Below are 17495 nucleotides of genomic sequence, written 5' to 3' on the forward strand. Positions count from 1 at the left end.
GCCTCCGTGCACTGATATCAGTGCACGGTCGATTTTGAAAACAGGTTGAGCACGACGACGCCGACCAGGATCAATGCCATGCCGATGATGGCGGGCAGGTCCAGCGACTGGCCGTACAAGAAATACGCCACCACCGAAATCAGCACGATCCCCAGCCCCGACCAGATTGCGTACACGATGCCGACCGGGATCGATTTCAAGGTCAACGACAGACACAAAAAAGCCACCGCATAGCCGATCACCACCATGATCGACGGCAGCAGGCGCGTAAAGCCTTCAGCCGCGCGCAGGGCGGAGGTGGCAATGACTTCGGCCACGATGGCGATGCCCAGCAATAAATAGGGATGCATGTGTCTGTCCTGTAAAGTGAGTTGAGCGAATCAGCGTTCGACCACGAACGGCGTCACGCTGCTGCGTTGACGCACCACCTGGGCGGCGTCCATGGCCGCCGGGCGAGTGGCGTAAGGGCCGGCGTACAACCGATACAGACCGTTGACGACCACCGCTTCCATTTTTTCAACAGCGCCGCCGAGGCCTTGCATCAGCTTGTCGCGCGCGGCCAGGGCGTTGGCTTCCTGCGCATAGGCGCCGAACTGCAGGTAGAAACCGCTGGCCAGCGCTGTGCCTGCGGAAGCTGAGGCTGGTGAAGAGGAAGATGTCGCGACCGCCGGCGCAGTCGTCATCGCCACCGGCATGATCTGTCCGGGTGGCGTCACACTGCCGACCGACACAACTTCTGCCGCAGGCGCGGCGGTGGCAGTATCCGGAATGCCGTTGCGCTTGTTCTCGGCCATGCGCGCGATTTCATCAGGCAGCAGGCGCTCGACTTCCAGTTCGCTGCTGCCGGACGACAGGTAGCCGAGCTTGAGCGCTGCGGTATAGGACAAGTCGATGATGCGCGTGGAATGGAACGGTCCGCGGTCGTTGATGCGCACGATCACCTGCGCGCCGGTCTTCAGGTTGGTGACTCGCGCATAGGAAGGAATCGGCAATGTCGGATGCGCGGCCGACATCTTGTACATGTCGTAGAGCTCGCCCGATGACGTCTTCTGGCCGTGGAATTTCTTGCCGTACCAGCTGCCGATGCCGCGTTGCTTGAATGGACGGTTGTCGCTGATGGGCGTATAGGTCTTGCCGAAGACGGTATAAGGACGCAGCGCCGATTTCGAATACGGCTCGACGCGCGGTTCAGCGTCAGGCGTGTCGAGCAGGCCTTCCGGCGGCTGATCGCCCGGACCGTCGTCCTTGTAGTAGCCGCCGCGGCCGGAGCCCGCAGCAGGCAGCGCCGGCAAGGGCTTGCCGTTGGCGCTGCGCGCTACCGGCGTCGGCGCAGATGGCGCCGACGGCGATGGATTGAGCGGTGGCGCGCTGCTGCACGCCGCCAGCGCCAGCGGCGCCAATAAGGACAACCAGCGCATCACGCGCGGCGTCGAGACAAGAAAATCCCGCATTTGCAATGTTCCCTGAACTTGTATTGTTGTGTGACTTCGAGCGCAACGATACCAGAGTATCCACGATGCAACGCGGAAATGCCCGCTGCCCCGCCGGTCGTTACAAAATCAGGATGTCGCCCGCGTTGTCACGTTTGCACCAGTTTGCGATGGCGCTGGATACTCATCAGGATGCCAGCTCCAAGCCCCAGCGTCACCAGCGCGGTACCGCCGTAGCTCATGAACGGCAACGGCACGCCGACCACCGGCAGGATGCCGCTGACCATGCCCATGTTGACGAAGGCGTAGGTGAAGAAAATCATCGTGATGGAGCCACCCAGCAAACGCGTGAACAGCGTCGGCGCATTGGCGGTGATCATCAGGCCGCGGCCGATCAGCAGCAGATAGAGCACCACCAGGATGGTGTTGCCGATCAGGCCGAACTCTTCCGAGAAGACCGAGAAGATGAAGTCGGTGGTGCGCTCGGGGATGAATTCCAAATGGGTCTGCGTGCCCATCAGCCAGCCCTTGCCGGTGACGCCGCCGGAACCGATGGCGATGGTCGACTGGATGATGTGGAAGCCCTTGCCCAGAGGATCCGAGGTCGGATCGATCAGCATCATCACGCGCTGGCGCTGGTAGTCGTGCAGCACCGACCAGATCACCGGCAGGCTGGCGGCGCCGGCGATGGCCAGGCCGGTCAGCACTTTCCACGACAGGCCGGCGAAAAAGATCACGTAGAAGCCCGCCGCCAGCACCAGCACGCCGGTACCGAGATCGGGCTGACGAATGATCAGGCCGACCGGCACCGCCAGCAGCAAGCCTGCAATCAGGAACACCGGCCAGCGGATCATGCCTTCGCGCTTCTGGAAGTACCAGGCCAGCATCAGCGGCATGGCGATTTTCATGACTTCCGACGGCTGCACCACCATGCCGATGTTGAGCCAGCGCCGCGAGCCTTTCTTGACGATGCCGAACACCGCCACGGCAATCAGCAGCGCCACGCCGATGGTATAAATCGGCACCGCAAACCGCAACAGCGTCTGCGGCGAGACATTGGCCGCAATCCACATCACGATGAAGGCAACCAGGATGTTACGCAGCTGGTCTTCGACGCGTCCCGGGAAATTCATACCGGCCGAATACAGCGTGACGATGCCGACTGACATGATCAGGAAGATGATCAGCGACAGCGCGCCGTCGAACACCGCCAGATGCGGTTTGATGCGTTGCCACAAAGGTGGTCGATGGAGACTCATAGTATTGTTCAGTCCCTGAGATCGTTGCCGACCGCGTCCGTTGCGGGTTGTGAGGCGGCTTCGCTATCCTTGGCGGCCGCAGCCTTGGCCTTGTCGCCGGGACGTTTGCCGAGCAGGTAGAAGTCGATCGCCTTGCGCGCCAGCGGCGCCGCAGCTTCCGCGCCCCAGCCGCCGTTTTCGACGATGACCGACAACGCGATGCGCGGCTTGTCGGCCGGGGCAAACGCCGTGAACAAGGCATTGTCCAGCAGATGCGTGGCCAGGCGCTTGGCGTCGTACTTCTCGTTCTTCTTGATCGACACCACCTGCGCGGTGCCGCTCTTGCCGGCCGAGGTGTATTCGGCGCCGGCGAACACCCGTGCACCGGTGCCTTCCTTGTTGACGCCGACCATGGCCTGCTTGATGACGTCGATATTTTCCTGCTTCAGCGGAATGCGATAGCTTTCCTTCGGCACGGTGACGGTGCGGACATGCGTGACGCCGTCCTCGATCATCTTGACCAGATGCGGCTTCATCACGATGCCGTTGTTGGCCAGCGTCGCAGTCGCGTGCGCCATCTGGATCGGCGTGAAGGCGTTGTAGCCCTGGCCGATGCCCAGCGAAATGGTTTCGCCGGCGTACCACTTGCGCTGCTCCGGCTTGCGGTAGGCATTGCGCTTCCAGGTGGTGGACGGCAGCAGGCCCTTGCGCTCGTGTTCGAGATCGATGCCGGTGACCTGGCCGAAGCCGAACGGCTTCATGAAATCGTGGATGGCGTCGACGCCAAGGTCGTTGGCCAGCATGTAGTAATAGGTGTCGCAAGAGACCACGATCGAGCGATACATGTCGACCACGCCGTGCCCGCCTTCCTTGTCGTCGCGGAACTTGTGGTTGCCGAGCCAGAAGAACCCGGGGTCGCGGATGGTGTCGCTCGGCTTGCGCTTGCCCAGTTCCAACGCGGCCAGCGCCATGAACGGCTTGTAAGTCGAGCCGGGTGGATAGGTGCCCGACAGCGGACGATTGATGAGCGGACGATCAGGCGAATTGTTGAGCTCGTCCCAGGTTTGCTGGTCGATGCCTTCGACGAACACGTTGGGATCGAAGGACGGCTGCGAGACGTAGGCAAGAATGTCGCCGGTGGCCGGGTCGATCGCCACCAACGCGCCCTTGCGGTCGCCGAAGGCTTCTTCGATCACTTTTTGCAGCTCGATGTCGATCGACAGGATCAGGTTCTGGCCGGGACTCGCAGGCGTGCGCGAGAGCGTGCGCACGGCGCGGCCGCCGGCGGAGATCTCGACTTCTTCGTAACCGGTAGTGCCGTGCAGCTGGGTCTCGTAGCTCTTCTCGAGGCCTTCCTTGCCGATGTAGTCGGTGCCGTTGTAATTGGCTTCGTCGTCGGAGTCGGAGATGCGGTCGGCGTCACGCTGGCTGATGCGGCCGATGTAGCCGATCACGTGCGCGGCGGTTTTGCCGTACGGGTATTGACGGAACAGGCGCGCCTGGATGTCGACGCCGGGAAAGCGGTAACGCTGGGCGGTGAACTTGGCGACTTCCTCGTCGGTCAGGCGCGTGCGGATCGGCAGACTTTCGAAATTCTTGGATTCTTCCAGCAGCTTGCGGAAACGGCGCCGGTCTTTCGGCTGAATGTCGACCAGCAAGCTCAACTGATCGACCAGGTCATCAAGGCTGCCGGCGATTTTGGACGGCGTGATTTCCAGCGTATAGGCGGAGTAATTGCGCGCCAGCACGACGCCGTTGCGGTCCAGGATCAGGCCGCGGTTGGGCACGATGGGCACCACCGAGATGCGGTTTTCTTCGGCCTGCGCGGCGTAGGCATCATGGCGCACGATCTGCAGCCAGACAAAGCGCGCCATCAGCAGGCTGAAACACACCAGCACCAGCACCGCGACTGCGAACAGGCGCAGCCGGAAGAGCTTCAGTTCATGCTCGGTGTTTTTGAACTCTGTCATGTTGGAGCGTCTGGTGACCGGGTCTAGATCGGACGATTATCGTCACGATTGATCGCACGTCGTTGCGGCGCCAGCAGCAGCCATGCCACCACCGGCCACAGCAGGGCGCAGACGAAACTTTCGCTGAAGTAGTACCAATGCGGGAATTTGCCGCTGACGATCAGGCGCACAAGCAGTTGCACCGCCTGCGTCAACAACAGCAGCGGCAGGATGTGCAGCGCCTGGGTGCCGACCGGGAACCACAGCACGCGGCGGTGGATCATGATCGAGAAGTAGGACAGCAGCGTGTAGGCCAGCGCATTTTCGCCGAGCAGCGTGGCTTCGTTGACGTCCATCAGCAGGCCCATCATGAAGGCGATGCTGATGCCGATCTTGCGCGGTTCGTGGATGGCCCAGAACACCAGCACCAGCGCTACGAAATCGGGCACCCCGACCCATTGCCCCCACGGCAGCAGGTTGAGCAGGAAGGCCGCCACCAGGCTCAGCGCGATGAACAGCGGATTGGCCGGCAGCAGGATGTAGTGCGGATCGTTCATCGGGCGCTCTTGGCGGGTTGCGCCGGCGTTGCCGCCGACGGTGTGGCTGGTTTGGCCGGTGTAGCCGTTTTGGCGGCCGGCGCTGCAGCGGCGGAGGCAGCCGGAGTTGCCGCAGCGGCCCCGGCTGCAGGCGCGACGCCCTTGCGTTCTTCGTTAGGCGCATCCTTCGGCGCCACGGCGTCGCTTTCCTTGGCGCTGTCGCGCAGGCGGCGCTTGAGCAGCTTGTCGACCTTCTCGCCGGCGCCTTCAGGATCCGGACGCGGCGCGATAGTTTGTTCAACCAGCAGGATCAGCAATTGCTTGTGGCGGTCGACGCCGGCAGCCGGCAGGCAGACGATGTGGGCGAAGGCGTCGGTCGACTTGGTTTCGACCTGTTGCACCGTCGCCACCGACAAGCCCGGCGGATAGATGCCGTCGATGCCCGAAGTGACCAGCGCGTCGCCCTTCTGGATGTCGGCGTTGGCCGCCATGAAGCGCAGGTCCAGCACGCCCGACTGGCCGCGACCGTAGGCCACGCTGCGCAGGCCGTTGCGCAGGACCTGCACCGGGATCGCCTGGTCCTTGTCGGTCAGCAGCGTGACTTCGGCCGTGAACGGAAATACGCGTGTGACCTGGCCGACGATGCCGACGTCGTCAATCACCGGCTGGCCGGGCGCGACGCCCTGCTGCGAACCGCGATTGAGGATGATCTTGCGGGTGAACGGATCGCGCGCATCGTAGAGAATTTCACCGACCACCGATTTGTTGGTCATGCGTTGCTGCATGCTCAGCAGCTTGCGCAGCTGGCTGTTTTCGGCGGCCATCTGGCGCTCCTGCTGCATCAGCTGGGCGTTCAGGGCCTGCTGGCGGCGCAGCCCGTCGTTTTCCTTTTGCAGCGCCGTCAGGGAATTGAAGTAGTCATCGACCTTGTAGGCGGCATCGCGCGGCACCATCGCGACCACCTGGAACGGATACAGCACCGTGCCGACCGCCTGGCGCACCATCGACAGCGCATGCATGCGCGAATCGACCACCAGCATGATGATCGCAATCAGCGCGAAAAAGCCGGCGCGGGCGCGGGCCGAGGCGCCTTGCTTGAAGAGTGGTGGGATATCCATGTGTCGTCAGGCCGAGACCGATGCCGGGTAAGCCGAAAACCGCAACAGCCCGCACACGGCGGGCTGAAGGGAGAACAGCGAGCGGATACCGGGAAGATTCCGGCCAATGTCAGGAAGGCAACGCGCTGCAGCAGTCGAGATTTGGCCGTTGTGCGAACGTTTGGTTCGCAGCACCGACCCAATCTGCTTGTGCTCAGTCATAGGCGCGTTTCGGTTCCTCGAGGTTGGCCGGACTCCTGTGGCGGAGAATTATTCGTTGGAGAAGATCGAACCCAGTTTGTCCATGCGATCGAGCGCCATGCCGGAACCGCGCACCACGCAAGTCAGCGGGTCTTCCGCCACGATCACCGGCAGGCCGGTTTCTTCCATCAGCAAACGGTCCAGATCGCGCAGCAGCGCACCGCCACCGGTCAGCATCATGCCCTTTTCGGCGATGTCGGCGCCCAGTTCCGGCGGCGTCTGTTCCAGCGCGTTCTTGACGGCGGACACGATGTTGTTGAGCGGATCGGTCAGCGCTTCCAGGATTTCGTTGCTGGAGATGGTGAACGAGCGTGGAATGCCTTCGGACAGGTTGCGGCCCTTGACTTCCATTTCCTTGACTTCGGAGCCCGGGAAAGCGGAGCCGATGGCCTTCTTGATCGCTTCGGCGGTTTGCTCGCCGATCAGCATGCCGTAGTTGCGGCGGATGTAGTTGACGATGGCTTCATCGAATTTGTCGCCGCCGACACGCACCGAACCCTTGTACACCATGCCGCCCAGCGAAATGATGCCGACTTCCGTGGTGCCGCCGCCGATGTCGACCACCATCGAGCCGGTGGCGTCCGAGACCGGCAGGCCGGAGCCGATTGCCGCAGCCATCGGTTCTTCGATCAGGTAGACCTGCGAAGCGCCGGCGCCCAGCGCCGATTCGCGGATCGCACGACGTTCGACCTGGGTCGAGCCGCACGGCACGCAGATGATGATGCGCGGGGACGGACGGAACAGCTTGGAGTCATGCACCATGCGGATGAATTGCTTGAGCATCTGCTCGGTGACGGTGAAATCGGCAATCACGCCGTCTTTCATCGGGCGGATCGCCTCGATGTTGCCGGGAACCTTGCCCAGCATCTGTTTCGCTTCTCTGCCGACCGCCTGGATGGTCTTCTTGCCGTTGGGACCGCCTTGCTGACGGATGGCGACCACGGACGGTTCGTCGAGGACGATGCCCTGACCGCGTACGTAAATCAGTGTGTTTGCCGTTCCAAGGTCAATTGCGAGGTCGTTAGAGAAATAACTGCGTAAAAATCCAAACATGAATTGTCCTGATGCGCCAGAGTCGCGCGCGTTGCATTTGGTAAGTGGGGGTGTCTTTTTAAGCCGCGGCGACACAAATACGGCGCCCGCAAGGCATTAGTCCTACATTCTACCTTATAATTTGGCAGAAACCAGCAGGCAAAATAGCCAGCCATCCTTGCCTGATAAGAGATTTTTCTGCGTTTTTGCAGGCTTTTACCTGCGCATTTGCCATCATGGCGATCCGATTTTTCAACACATTAGTTTTTGCGCCCGGCGCGCACCTTCCTATCATGACTCTTGCCCTTTCCGATGTGAAACGCATTGCCAACCTGTCCCGTCTCGAGTTGACGGATGAACAAGCCGGCCAAACCCTGGAAAAACTCAACAGCATCTTTTCGCTGGTGGAACAGATGCGCGCCGTGGATACGACCGGCATCGAGCCGCTGAGCCATCCGATTGCGGCGCTGACCGCCGACCTGTCGCTGCGCCTGCGCGACGACAAGGTGACCGAAACCAACCAGCGCGAGGCCTACCAGCAACCGGCGCCGGCGACCCAGGACGGCCTGTACCTGGTGCCCAAGGTCATCGAATAAATCACGCCGCTGCGCAGAAAAACTGCGCACAAAAAAAAGACGCTTCGGCGCCTCAGCCTCACCGAACCTGAAACGACATTTTTTCATGCATACCAAGACCATCAAAGAGCTGTCGACGCTCTTGCAGACCAAGAAAATTTCCGCGGCCGAACTGGCCACGCTGTTCCTCGACCGCATCGGACAGAGCGACCTCAACGCCTTCCTGCACGTCGACCGTGAACTGACTTTGCAGCAGGCCGCGCAAGCTGATCAGCGCATCGCCGCAGGCGACGTCACGCCGTTGACCGGCATCCCGATCGCGCACAAGGACTTGTTCGTGACGCGCGGATGGCGCACCACGGCCGGTTCGAAGATGCTGGAAAATTATGTAAGCCCGTTTGATGCAACCGTGGTGGAACAGTTCAACGCTGCCGGCACTGTTACATTGGGCAAACTCAACTGCGATGAATTCGCTATGGGTTCGGGTAACGAAAATTCTTATTTCGGCGCCGTGAAAAACCCGTGGGACAAGCGCGCCGTGCCCGGCGGTTCGTCCGGCGGTTCGGCCGCCGCGATTGCCGCGCGCCTGGCGCCGGCCGCCACCGGTACCGACACCGGCGGCTCGATCCGCCAGCCGTCGTCGCTGTGCGGCGTGACCGGCATCAAGCCGACTTACGGCAGCGTCTCGCGCTACGGCATGATCGCGTTTGCGTCGTCGCTCGACCAGGGTGGCCCGATCGCCAAGACCGCCGAAGACTGCGGCCTGCTGCTCAACGCCATGAGCGGTTTCGATCAGCGCGATTCGACCAGCATCGAACGCCCGAAGGAAGATTTCACTCGTTCACTGAACGACAGCGTCAAGGGTCTGCGCATCGGCGTGCCGAAGGAATTCTTCGGCGCCGGCCTGGCCGCCGATGTCGAACAGGCGGTACGCGCCGCACTCGCGGAATACGAAAAACTCGGCGCCACACTGGTCGATATTTCGCTGCCGAAAACCGAACTGTCGATCCCGGTGTATTACGTGATTGCACCGGCTGAAGCATCGTCGAACCTGTCGCGTTTCGACGGCGTGCGCTACGGCCATCGCGCCGCCGATTACAAGGACCTCGCCGACATGTACAAGAAGTCGCGCGCGGAAGGTTTCGGCGATGAAGTGAAGCGCCGCATCCTGGTCGGCGCCTATGTGCTGTCGCACGGCTACTACGATGCCTACTACCTGCAGGCGCAAAAAATCCGCCGCCTGATCGCGCAGGATTTCCAGAACGCGCTGACCGGCCCGGACCGCAAGTGCGACGTCATCATGGGACCGGTCTCGCCGACCGTGGCATGGGACCTGGGCGACAAGACCGACGATCCTGTGGCCAATTACCTGGCCGACATCTTCACGCTGTCGACCAGCCTGGCGGGTCTGCCGGGCATGTCGATCCCCTGCGGATTTGGTCAGGGCGAAAAGAACGGCAAGCGTCCGGTCGGCCTGCAAATCATCGGCAGCTACTACGATGAAGCGCGCTTGCTCAACGTCGCCCACCAATATCAGCAAGTCACCGACTGGCATCTGCGTGCACCGGCTTGATCGCCCGTCCGCAACGCCACGAAACGAATACAGAATCAGCGAGGAATACTATGCAGTGGGAAGTCGTCATCGGTCTGGAAACGCACACGCAGCTTTCGACCGAATCCAAAATTTTCAGCGGCTCGTCGACACAGTTCGGCTCCGCCCCCAACACCCAGGCCAGCCCGGTCGACCTGGCCTTGCCGGGCGTCTTGCCGGTGCTGAACAAGGGCGCGGTCGAACGCGCCATCCAGTTCGGCCTGGCGATCGGCGCGACGATTGCGCCGCGCTCGGTGTTCGCGCGCAAAAACTATTTTTATCCCGATCTGCCCAAGGGTTACCAGATCAGCCAGTTTGAAATCCCGGTGGTCCAGGGCGGCAAGATTTCCTTCGTGCTCGAGAAGGACGGCAAGGCCGAGATCAAGACGCTGCAGCTGACTCGCGCGCATCTGGAAGAAGACGCCGGCAAGTCGCTGCATGAAGACTACCAGGGCATGACCGGCATCGACCTCAACCGCGCCGGCACGCCGCTGCTGGAAATCGTCACCGAACCCGACATGCGCAGCGCCGCCGAAGCCGTGGCCTACGCCAAGGCGCTGCACTCGCTGGTGATGTGGCTCGGCATCTGCGACGGCAACATGCAGGAAGGCTCGTTCCGCTGCGACGCCAACGTCTCGGTGCGCCCGGTCGGCCAGAAGGAATACGGCACCCGCTGCGAGATCAAGAACCTCAACTCGTTCCGCTTCATGGAAGACGCGATCAACTACGAAGTGCGGCGCCAGGTCGAACTGATCGAAGACGGCGGCACCGTGGTGCAGGAAACCCGCCTGTACGATCCGGACAAGAAGGAAACGCGCTCGATGCGCAGCAAGGAAGACGCGCAGGATTACCGTTACTTCCCCGACCCTGATCTGCCGCCGCTGGTCATCGCGCAAGAATGGATAGAGCGCGTCAAAGCCACCATGCCGGAATTGCCGGGCGCGATGCGCGAGCGTTTCGTCGGCGATTACGCGCTGACCGAATACGACGCCGCCGTACTGACGCAATCGAAGGCAATGGCGTCCTACTTCGAAGCGGTGGTCACCGCCGCCGGCAAGGAACAGGCCAAACCCGCCGCCAACTGGCTCATGGGCGACGTCGCCTCGACGCTCAACCGCGAAGACACCGACATCGCCGCCGCGCCGGTCAGCGCCGTGCAGTTTGCGCTGCTGTTGAAGCGCATCGCCGACGGCACCATCTCCAACAAGATCGCCAAGGAAGTCTTCGCCGGCATGTGGGAAGCCAAGTCCGACAAGGACACGCTGGCCGACGACATCATCGACGCCAAGGGCCTGAAGCAGATTTCCGACAGCGGCGCGCTGGAAGCCATCGTCGACCAAGTGCTGGCGGCCAATGAAAAATCGGTCGCGGAGTTCCGCTCCGGCAAGGAACAGGCCATCAATGCACTGATCGGCCAAGCCATGAAAGCCACCAAGGGCAAGGCCAATCCGGCGCAACTGACCGAGTTGCTGCGCAAAAAACTGGCCGGCTGACCACTGTTTTTGTCGGTCATGACGATCAAAGCCGCTGCTGTTGCAGCGGCTTTTTCGTTTCTACGCGACACAATGCGCAAAAAACGCATATGGTTATGAAAACTTATTACTTGCTGGCCCGGCTGGCGAGGCGTGTAATCCTTGTTTTACCCATATTCGGAGCGAGGTCGCCAGCCCCAAGCTGAGCGGCATCGTCCGGCAACGGAGCCAGACTCATCATGTCCAGCGCAAGCGCACTGCAAACCCGGACCGCCGCGGCGGAACAAGACTTCACCATCCGCGCCTTCGGCGGCCCGCTGGGCGCCGAAATCACCGGTCTCGACCTCAACCTGCCGGTGTCCGACCGCGAACTGGCCGAGATTCGTGCAGCACTGGTCAAACACAACGTGGTGGTGTTCCGCGACCAGCGCATCACACCGGACCAGCACGTCGCCTTCAGCCGCCGCTTCGGCCCGCTACAGGTGCATGTGCTGAACCGCTTCCACCTGAAGAATTATCCGGAAATCCTGATCGTCTCGAACGTGCTCGAAGACGGCAAACCGATCGGCCTGGTCGACGCCGGCGCCGACTGGCATTCTGATCTCTCGTACATGCCCAAGCCCAGCCTGGGCGCGCTGCTGCATTCGCAGGAGCTGCCTGCCGAACAGGGCGACACGCTGTTCGCCAACACCGCCGACGCCTACGACACGCTGCCGGCCGAGATCAAGAAGCTGCTGGAAGGCAAGCGCGCCGTGCACTCCTACGTCTACCGCTACGAACGGCTGCGCAAGCTGTCGCCGTGGCGTCAGGAGCTGACGCAAAAGCAGATCGACGACGTGCCGCCGGTGGAGCATCCGGTCATCACCACGCATCCGGAAAGCGGCCGCAAGATCCTGTTCGTCAGCGAGGGCTTCACCTCGCACATCATCGGCATCCCGCGCGATGAAAGCGATGAACTGCTCAAGACCCTGCATGCGCACATCACGCGTCCGGAGAACGTCTACCGCCATCAATGGCAACCGCACGACATCGTATTCTGGGACAACCGCAGCACCCAGCATTACGCCGCCATCACGCCACAGCACCTGCGCCGTACGCTGTACCGTACTACGGTGGAAGGCGACGTACCGGTCTGAAGCTTGCCTATCCGACAAGTCTCAACGGAAAAAGCCCTCGCAAGAGGGCTTTTTTATTGCCTGCAAGGCATTGTTTCCGATCGCTAAGGAACGGCGGTGCACGCCGCTGGTCCAAAGTTCGGATGGCCCTGCCTTGCGCCTGCGGCCTTATTCGAACAACAACAGGAGAATGCACATGAAATTCCGTACAACTTTTATGATCGTGGTGCTGGCGCTGGTCGCCATCTTCGCCGCCGTCAACTGGGAAGCCTTCCTCGCACCGACGCCGTTGACGCTGGTGTTCACCGACTTCCAGGCGCCGCTGGGACTGGTGATGCTGGGCGTGGTGGTGATTCTCACAGCGGTTTTCCTGATGTACGTGATGGCGCTGCAAACCAGCGCGCTGTTCGAAGCGCGCCGGCTGACCAAGCAGCTCGATACGCAGCGCGAGCTGGCAGACCAGGCCGAGAAATCACGCTTCATCGAATTGCGCGGTTACCTGCAAAGCGAATTGCAGCAGCTGCAGCAACGCCAGAACGCGCACCTGAGCGCGCTGACCAACAAGATCGAATCGGTGCAGCAGGACATCCAGCAACGCGGCCAGCTGACGGAGAACGCGGTCGCTGCGCAGATCGGCGAGCTGGATGATCGCCTGCAACGCCTCGGCGTCGGTACGACCGGAGTAGCAGGCGTCAGAGCCACCGTCTGAAGCTTGCTGTAAAAGCACAAGAAGCAGCAGGTCAAAAAAAGCCCCGGGTCGCGATGACCAGGGGCTTTTTTAATGCCTGCAGATGACGGATTTGCCTTATTGCACGCCGTAACGCGTGCGGTAAGCCGCCACGGCATCCTTGTACTGCGACAGTTGCGCATCGGCGCCGGCCTGCGCCAGATATTGCAGCAGGTCGTTGAGGTTGCCGATCGAGATCACCGGCATGTCGTAGGCCTTGCCCACTTCCTGCACCGCGGACAGCGCCGACAAGGCGTCATCCTTACCCGAGCGCTCCATGCGGTCCAGCGCGATCAGGACCGCGCATGGGGTAGCGCCCGCAGCACGGATCATGTCCACCGATTCGCGCACCGAGGTGCCGGCCGAAATCACGTCGTCGATGATCACCACGCGACCCTGCAGCTTGGCGCCGACGATGGTGCCGCCTTCGCCGTGGTCCTTGGCTTCCTTGCGGTTGTAGGCGAACGGCACGTTGCGGCCCTGGCCGGCCAGCGCGACGGCGGTGGCCGAGGCCAGCGTGATGCCCTTGTAGGCGGGGCCGAACAGCATGTCGTATTGCAGGCCGGACTCCTGCAAGGTCTGGGCGTAGAACTGCGCCACCTTGGCCAGCGCCGCACCTTCGTTGAACAGCCCGGCGTTGAAGAAGTAAGGAGAAGTGCGGCCGGCCTTAGTGACGAACTCGCCGAAGCGCAACACGCCTGCGGACACGGCAAACTCAATGAATTCTTGTCGTAAGTTGCTCAAAATACATTCCTGGAAAATGACATGCAGACCGGCACTGCGATGAAGAAGCGCTGCGAATACATACAGCGGCCTGCAAAACCCACATTTTAAATGAATCAGGTATGCTACGCGCCTGACTTTTACGTGAGTTTCCCCATGCCAAAAATCGTCTCCGCCAATCTCAACGGCATCCGCTCCGCCGCCAAAAAGGGTTTCTTCGAATGGATGGCCAAGGAATCCGCCGACTTCATCTGCGTGCAGGAACTGAAGGCCCAGGAAGCCGACATGTCGCCGGAGTTCCTCGCGCCGGAAGGCTATGTCGGTCATTTCCACTACGCCCAGAAGAAGGGCTATTCGGGCGTCGGCGTCTACAGCAAGCGCACCCCGGACGCGGTGCGCATCGGCTTCGGTACGCAGGAGTTTGACGACGAAGGCCGCTACGTCGAATGCGACTTTGGCGACCTCACCGTGATCTCGCTGTACTGCCCGTCGGGCTCGTCAAGCGAAGAGCGCCAGCAAGCCAAGTTCCGCTTCATGGAAGTGTTCCTGCCGCACTTGCAGGAATTGAAGAACAGCGGTCGCGAGATCGTCATCTGCGGCGACTGGAACATCGCGCACAAGGAAATCGATCTGAAGAACTGGAAGAGCAACCAGAAGAATTCCGGCTTCCTGCCTGAAGAACGCGCCTGGCTGACGCGCGTGTTCGACGAACTGGGCCTGGTCGACGTCTACCGCACCATCCATCCGGAAACCACCGGCGATGCCTACACCTGGTGGAGCAACCGCGGCCAGGCCTGGGCCAACAATGTCGGCTGGCGCATCGATTATCACATCGCGACTGCCGGCATCGCCAAGAAGGCCAAGACGGCGGCGATCTACAAGACCGCACGCTTCTCGGATCATTCGCCGCTGACGATCGATTACAAGTAAATCCACCCGATGCCTGGCGCCTCAGCGTCGACATCGGCATCTGTGCCAACATCTGCACCGGCCATGAAAAAGCCCTCGCTAGCGAGGGCTTTTTTGTGCGCCGATGATTACTTAAGCAGCGGCGGCTTTCTTCGGTGCAGCCTTTTTCGCAGCCGGCTTTTTAGCCGCAGGTTTCTTGGCGGCCGGCTTCTTGGCTGCTGCTGCAGCCGGCTTGGCCTTCGCCTTGGTCGCGGTTGCAGTGGCTGCTTCGTCGCCCTCTGCAGCGGCTGCTGCAGCCTTGCCCTTGGCCGGCGCCTTGGCCTTGCGTTCCTCGAACTCGAAGCTGATCTTGCCGTCCTTGCCGCGTGACAGGAAAGCCTTGAACGGACGGCGCGTGCGTTGCGAGATGAAGCCCGGCAGCAAATCGGTCTTGCCCTCATTGAGCAGCTTGACCATCTGTTCCGGCAGGATTTCCTGCTGCAGGATGATGCGGCCGCTGCGGAAGTCGCAGGCCTTCGGCTTCGCGACCTGCTTTTCGCAGACGTAGGCCAGACCCATTTCGTAGACGCCGCTGCCGCATTTCGGGCAAGGGCCGAGTGGGGTCTGCTCGCTGAAATCGACCGGTTCACCGCTGTCGTCGTCGTTCTGGCCGAAGTCGAATTCCAGCTTGAAGTTCTTGATTTCTTCGTCGCGTGAAATCTTCAGGATCGCCGCAAACGGACGGCCCATCTTGGAGCGGAAACCTTGCAGCGGACCGATGGTGCGATTGGCCAGCAATTCTTCCACTTCCGGGATTTCAAACTGGCGGCCGGCCGGCGTCTTGCTCATCGAGAATTCGCACTTGGTGCAGGCGAAACGGCGATAGTTTTCCTTCACCACGCTGCCGCAATTCGGGCACGGCGTCTTCAGCGTCGCGTAGTCGCCGGGAATCGTGTCGTTGTTGTATTCCTTGGCGCGCTTGACGATGATTTGCGTCATCTGCGCGATCTCGCGCATGAACTCTTCACGGCTGATCTTGCCGCGTTCCATCTGCGCCAGCTTCTGCTCCCACTCGCCGGTCAATTCAGGTTCGGTCAGTTCATCCACGCCGAGGCCGTGCAGCAGCGTCATGAGCTGGAACGCCTTGGCGGTCGGCATCATTTCGCGGCCTTCGCGCAGCAGGTATTTTTCGTTGATCAGGCCTTCGATGATGGCCGCACGCGTCGCCGGCGTGCCGAGGCCCTTGCCGGCCATCGCTTCTCGCAGCTCGTCGGAGTCGATCAGCTTGCCGGCGCCTTCCATGGCCGACAGCAGCGTCGCTTCGGTGTAACGCGCAGGCGGTTTGGTGACCAGGCCGTTGGCAGTAATCTTGTCGGTCTGGACCTTTTCGTCCTTGGCGACGGCGACCAGCGTGCCGCTGTTTTCGTCTTTCTCGTCGACCACGTCCTTGCCGTAGATCGCCAGCCAGCCCGGGTTGGTCATGACCTTGCCCTCAGTCTTGAACTGATGGCCGGAGACTTCGGTGAAGCGCGTGGTGACCTGGAATTCCGCGGCCGGGAAGAACACCGCCATGAAGCGGCGCGTCACCAGGTCGTACAGCTTCTGTTCCGGTTCGGACAGATTCTTCGGTGCTTGCGTGGTCGGGATGATCGCAAAGTGATCACTGATCTTGGTGTTGTCGAAGATGCGCTTGTTCGGCTTGACCCAGCCCTGCTTGAGGATCTGCTTCGAGAACTGATGGTAATTGTTGCTCTCGGACAGGGTGTCCAGCGTGTCCTTGACGGTCTGCACGTAATCTTCCGGCAGATGACGCGAGTCGGTACGCGGATAGGTCAGCACCTTGTGCTTTTCATACAGCGCCTGGGCCAGGCCGAGCGTGTTCTTGGCGGAGAAACCGAAGCGCGAGTTGGCTTCGCGTTGCAGGCTGGTCAGGTCGAACAGGCCGGGCGCCATTTGCGTGGTCGGCTTGGATTCTTCGGTGACGTTGCCGATCTTGCCGCGGCAGGCGGCCACGATCGATTCGGCGGCGGCCTTGCTCCACAGGCGCTCAGGGCGCTTCTCGGGATCGTTCTCGTCCTTCTTGTGCTGCTTGTCGAGCCAGCGGCCTTCATAGATGCCGGCGGCGCAGACGAAGTCGGCGCGTACTTCCCAGAAATCGCGGGAGACGAACTTCTTGATCTTCTCTTCGCGCTCGACCACGATCGACAGGGTCGGCGTCTGCACGCGACCGACGGTGGTCAGGTAGAAGCCGCCTTCCTTCGAATTGAACGCGGTCATGGCGCGCGTGCCGTTGATGCCGATCAGCCAGTCCGCTTCGCTGCGGCAGCGGGCGGCGTCGGCCAGCGGCAGCATGTCTTCGTCCTTGCGCAGGTTGGCGAAACCGTCACGGATCGCGCCCGGCGTCATCGATTGCAGCCAGAGGCGCTGCACCGGCTGCTTGGCCTTGGTGTATTGCGCGATCAGGCGGAAAATCAGTTCACCTTCCCGCCCGGCGTCACATGCGTTGATCAGGCCGGTGACGTCCTTGCGCTTGATCAGCTTGTTGAGCGCCTTGAGGCGCGACTCGGTCTTGGCGATCGGGTTGAGCGCAAAGTGCGGCGGAATCATCGGCAAATGGGTGAAGGTCCACTTGCCGCGCTTGACGTCGTATTCCTCGGGCACCGCGATTTCCAGCAGATGGCCCACGGCCGAGGACAGGACGTATTCGTCGGATTCGAAATACTCATCGTGCTTGGTAAAGCCGCCGAGCGTCTTCGCGATGTCGTTCGCGACAGAGGGCTTCTCGGCAATGATGAGGGTCTTGCTCATAAATGTGTTCTCAAAAGAGGATGCAAAGGGGTCGTAGGCTGATGCCCGGCCGC

General features: G+C 61.5%; 15 protein-coding genes. 6 read left to right on the forward strand and 9 right to left on the reverse strand.

Going from position 1 to position 17495, the window contains the following annotated elements; translation table 11 throughout:
- Positions 1 to 17: 17 nt before the first annotated feature.
- From E4P32_RS19575 to E4P32_RS19605, 7 genes are all read right to left on the reverse strand, one after another.
- On the reverse strand, positions 18 to 350 hold the full coding sequence (locus tag E4P32_RS19575; RefSeq protein WP_016833797.1) for an SMR family transporter: 333 nt from the start codon (positions 348 to 350) through the stop codon (positions 18 to 20).
- Positions 351 to 380: 30 nt separating this feature from the next.
- Positions 381 to 1451, reverse strand: a complete 1071-nt coding sequence (locus tag E4P32_RS19580; RefSeq protein ID WP_116435947.1) for a septal ring lytic transglycosylase RlpA family protein — start codon at positions 1449 to 1451, stop codon at positions 381 to 383.
- A gap of 128 nt (positions 1452 to 1579) precedes the next feature.
- The gene (gene rodA / locus E4P32_RS19585; RefSeq protein WP_116435948.1) at positions 1580 to 2689 is read right to left on the reverse strand and encodes a rod shape-determining protein RodA; all 1110 of its coding nucleotides are present in this window, start codon (positions 2687 to 2689) and stop codon (positions 1580 to 1582) included.
- Positions 2690 to 2697: 8 nt separating this feature from the next.
- Positions 2698 to 4638 carry a penicillin-binding protein 2 gene (mrdA, locus tag E4P32_RS19590; protein ID WP_116435949.1) on the reverse strand — a complete coding sequence of 647 codons (1941 nt, stop codon included), beginning with the start codon at positions 4636 to 4638 and terminating at the stop codon, positions 2698 to 2700.
- Positions 4639 to 4661: 23 nt separating this feature from the next.
- Positions 4662 to 5174, reverse strand: a complete 513-nt coding sequence (gene mreD / locus E4P32_RS19595; RefSeq protein ID WP_016832004.1) for a rod shape-determining protein MreD — start codon at positions 5172 to 5174, stop codon at positions 4662 to 4664.
- Complete coding sequence (mreC, locus tag E4P32_RS19600; RefSeq protein WP_116435950.1) at positions 5171 to 6271, reverse strand: rod shape-determining protein MreC; 1101 nt, start codon at positions 6269 to 6271, stop codon at positions 5171 to 5173. Before mreC ends, mreD begins: the two co-directional genes overlap by 4 nt.
- A 249-nt stretch (positions 6272 to 6520) precedes the next feature.
- Positions 6521 to 7564 (reverse strand): rod shape-determining protein, encoded by a 1044-nt coding sequence (locus tag E4P32_RS19605; RefSeq protein WP_116435951.1) that lies wholly within the window; start codon positions 7562 to 7564, stop codon positions 6521 to 6523.
- A gap of 272 nt (positions 7565 to 7836) precedes the next feature.
- Here E4P32_RS19605 and gatC point away from each other — a divergent pair, with 272 nt between their 5' ends.
- The 5 genes from gatC to E4P32_RS19630 all read left to right on the forward strand — a co-directional run bounded on the left by gatC (position 7837) and on the right by E4P32_RS19630 (position 13005).
- Positions 7837 to 8139 (forward strand): Asp-tRNA(Asn)/Glu-tRNA(Gln) amidotransferase subunit GatC, encoded by a 303-nt coding sequence (gatC, locus tag E4P32_RS19610; protein WP_116435952.1) that lies wholly within the window; start codon positions 7837 to 7839, stop codon positions 8137 to 8139.
- Positions 8140 to 8224: 85 nt separating this feature from the next.
- On the forward strand, positions 8225 to 9691 hold the full coding sequence (gene gatA, locus E4P32_RS19615; RefSeq protein WP_116435953.1) for an Asp-tRNA(Asn)/Glu-tRNA(Gln) amidotransferase subunit GatA: 1467 nt from the start codon (positions 8225 to 8227) through the stop codon (positions 9689 to 9691).
- 50 nt (positions 9692 to 9741) lie between these two features.
- The gene (gene gatB, locus E4P32_RS19620) at positions 9742 to 11202 is read left to right on the forward strand and encodes an Asp-tRNA(Asn)/Glu-tRNA(Gln) amidotransferase subunit GatB (protein WP_116435954.1); all 1461 of its coding nucleotides are present in this window, start codon (positions 9742 to 9744) and stop codon (positions 11200 to 11202) included.
- Positions 11203 to 11420: 218 nt separating this feature from the next.
- Entirely contained in the window at positions 11421 to 12317 is an 897-nt protein-coding gene (locus E4P32_RS19625) for a TauD/TfdA family dioxygenase (protein WP_116435955.1), read from the forward strand.
- 175 nt (positions 12318 to 12492) lie between these two features.
- Positions 12493 to 13005 (forward strand): LapA family protein, encoded by a 513-nt coding sequence (locus E4P32_RS19630; RefSeq protein ID WP_116435956.1) that lies wholly within the window; start codon positions 12493 to 12495, stop codon positions 13003 to 13005.
- 96 nt (positions 13006 to 13101) lie between these two features.
- Here E4P32_RS19630 and pyrE read toward each other — a convergent pair whose 3' ends face one another.
- A complete protein-coding gene (gene pyrE, locus E4P32_RS19635) occupies positions 13102 to 13767 on the reverse strand; it encodes an orotate phosphoribosyltransferase (RefSeq protein ID WP_116435957.1) in 666 nt (221 codons plus the stop codon).
- 135 nt (positions 13768 to 13902) lie between these two features.
- Here pyrE and E4P32_RS19640 point away from each other — a divergent pair, with 135 nt between their 5' ends.
- Positions 13903 to 14676: an exodeoxyribonuclease III gene (locus tag E4P32_RS19640; RefSeq protein ID WP_116435958.1), complete on the forward strand. Its 774-nt coding sequence runs from the start codon at positions 13903 to 13905 to the stop codon at positions 14674 to 14676.
- Between the two features lie 111 nt (positions 14677 to 14787).
- Here E4P32_RS19640 and E4P32_RS19645 read toward each other — a convergent pair whose 3' ends face one another.
- Positions 14788 to 17442 (reverse strand): DNA topoisomerase III, encoded by a 2655-nt coding sequence (locus tag E4P32_RS19645; RefSeq protein WP_116435959.1) that lies wholly within the window; start codon positions 17440 to 17442, stop codon positions 14788 to 14790.
- Between the last annotated feature and the right edge of the window lie 53 nt (positions 17443 to 17495).

The sequence above is a fragment of the Herbaspirillum sp. 3R11 genome (assembly GCF_004563925.1).
GTDB lineage: Bacteria > Pseudomonadota > Gammaproteobacteria > Burkholderiales > Burkholderiaceae_D > Herbaspirillum.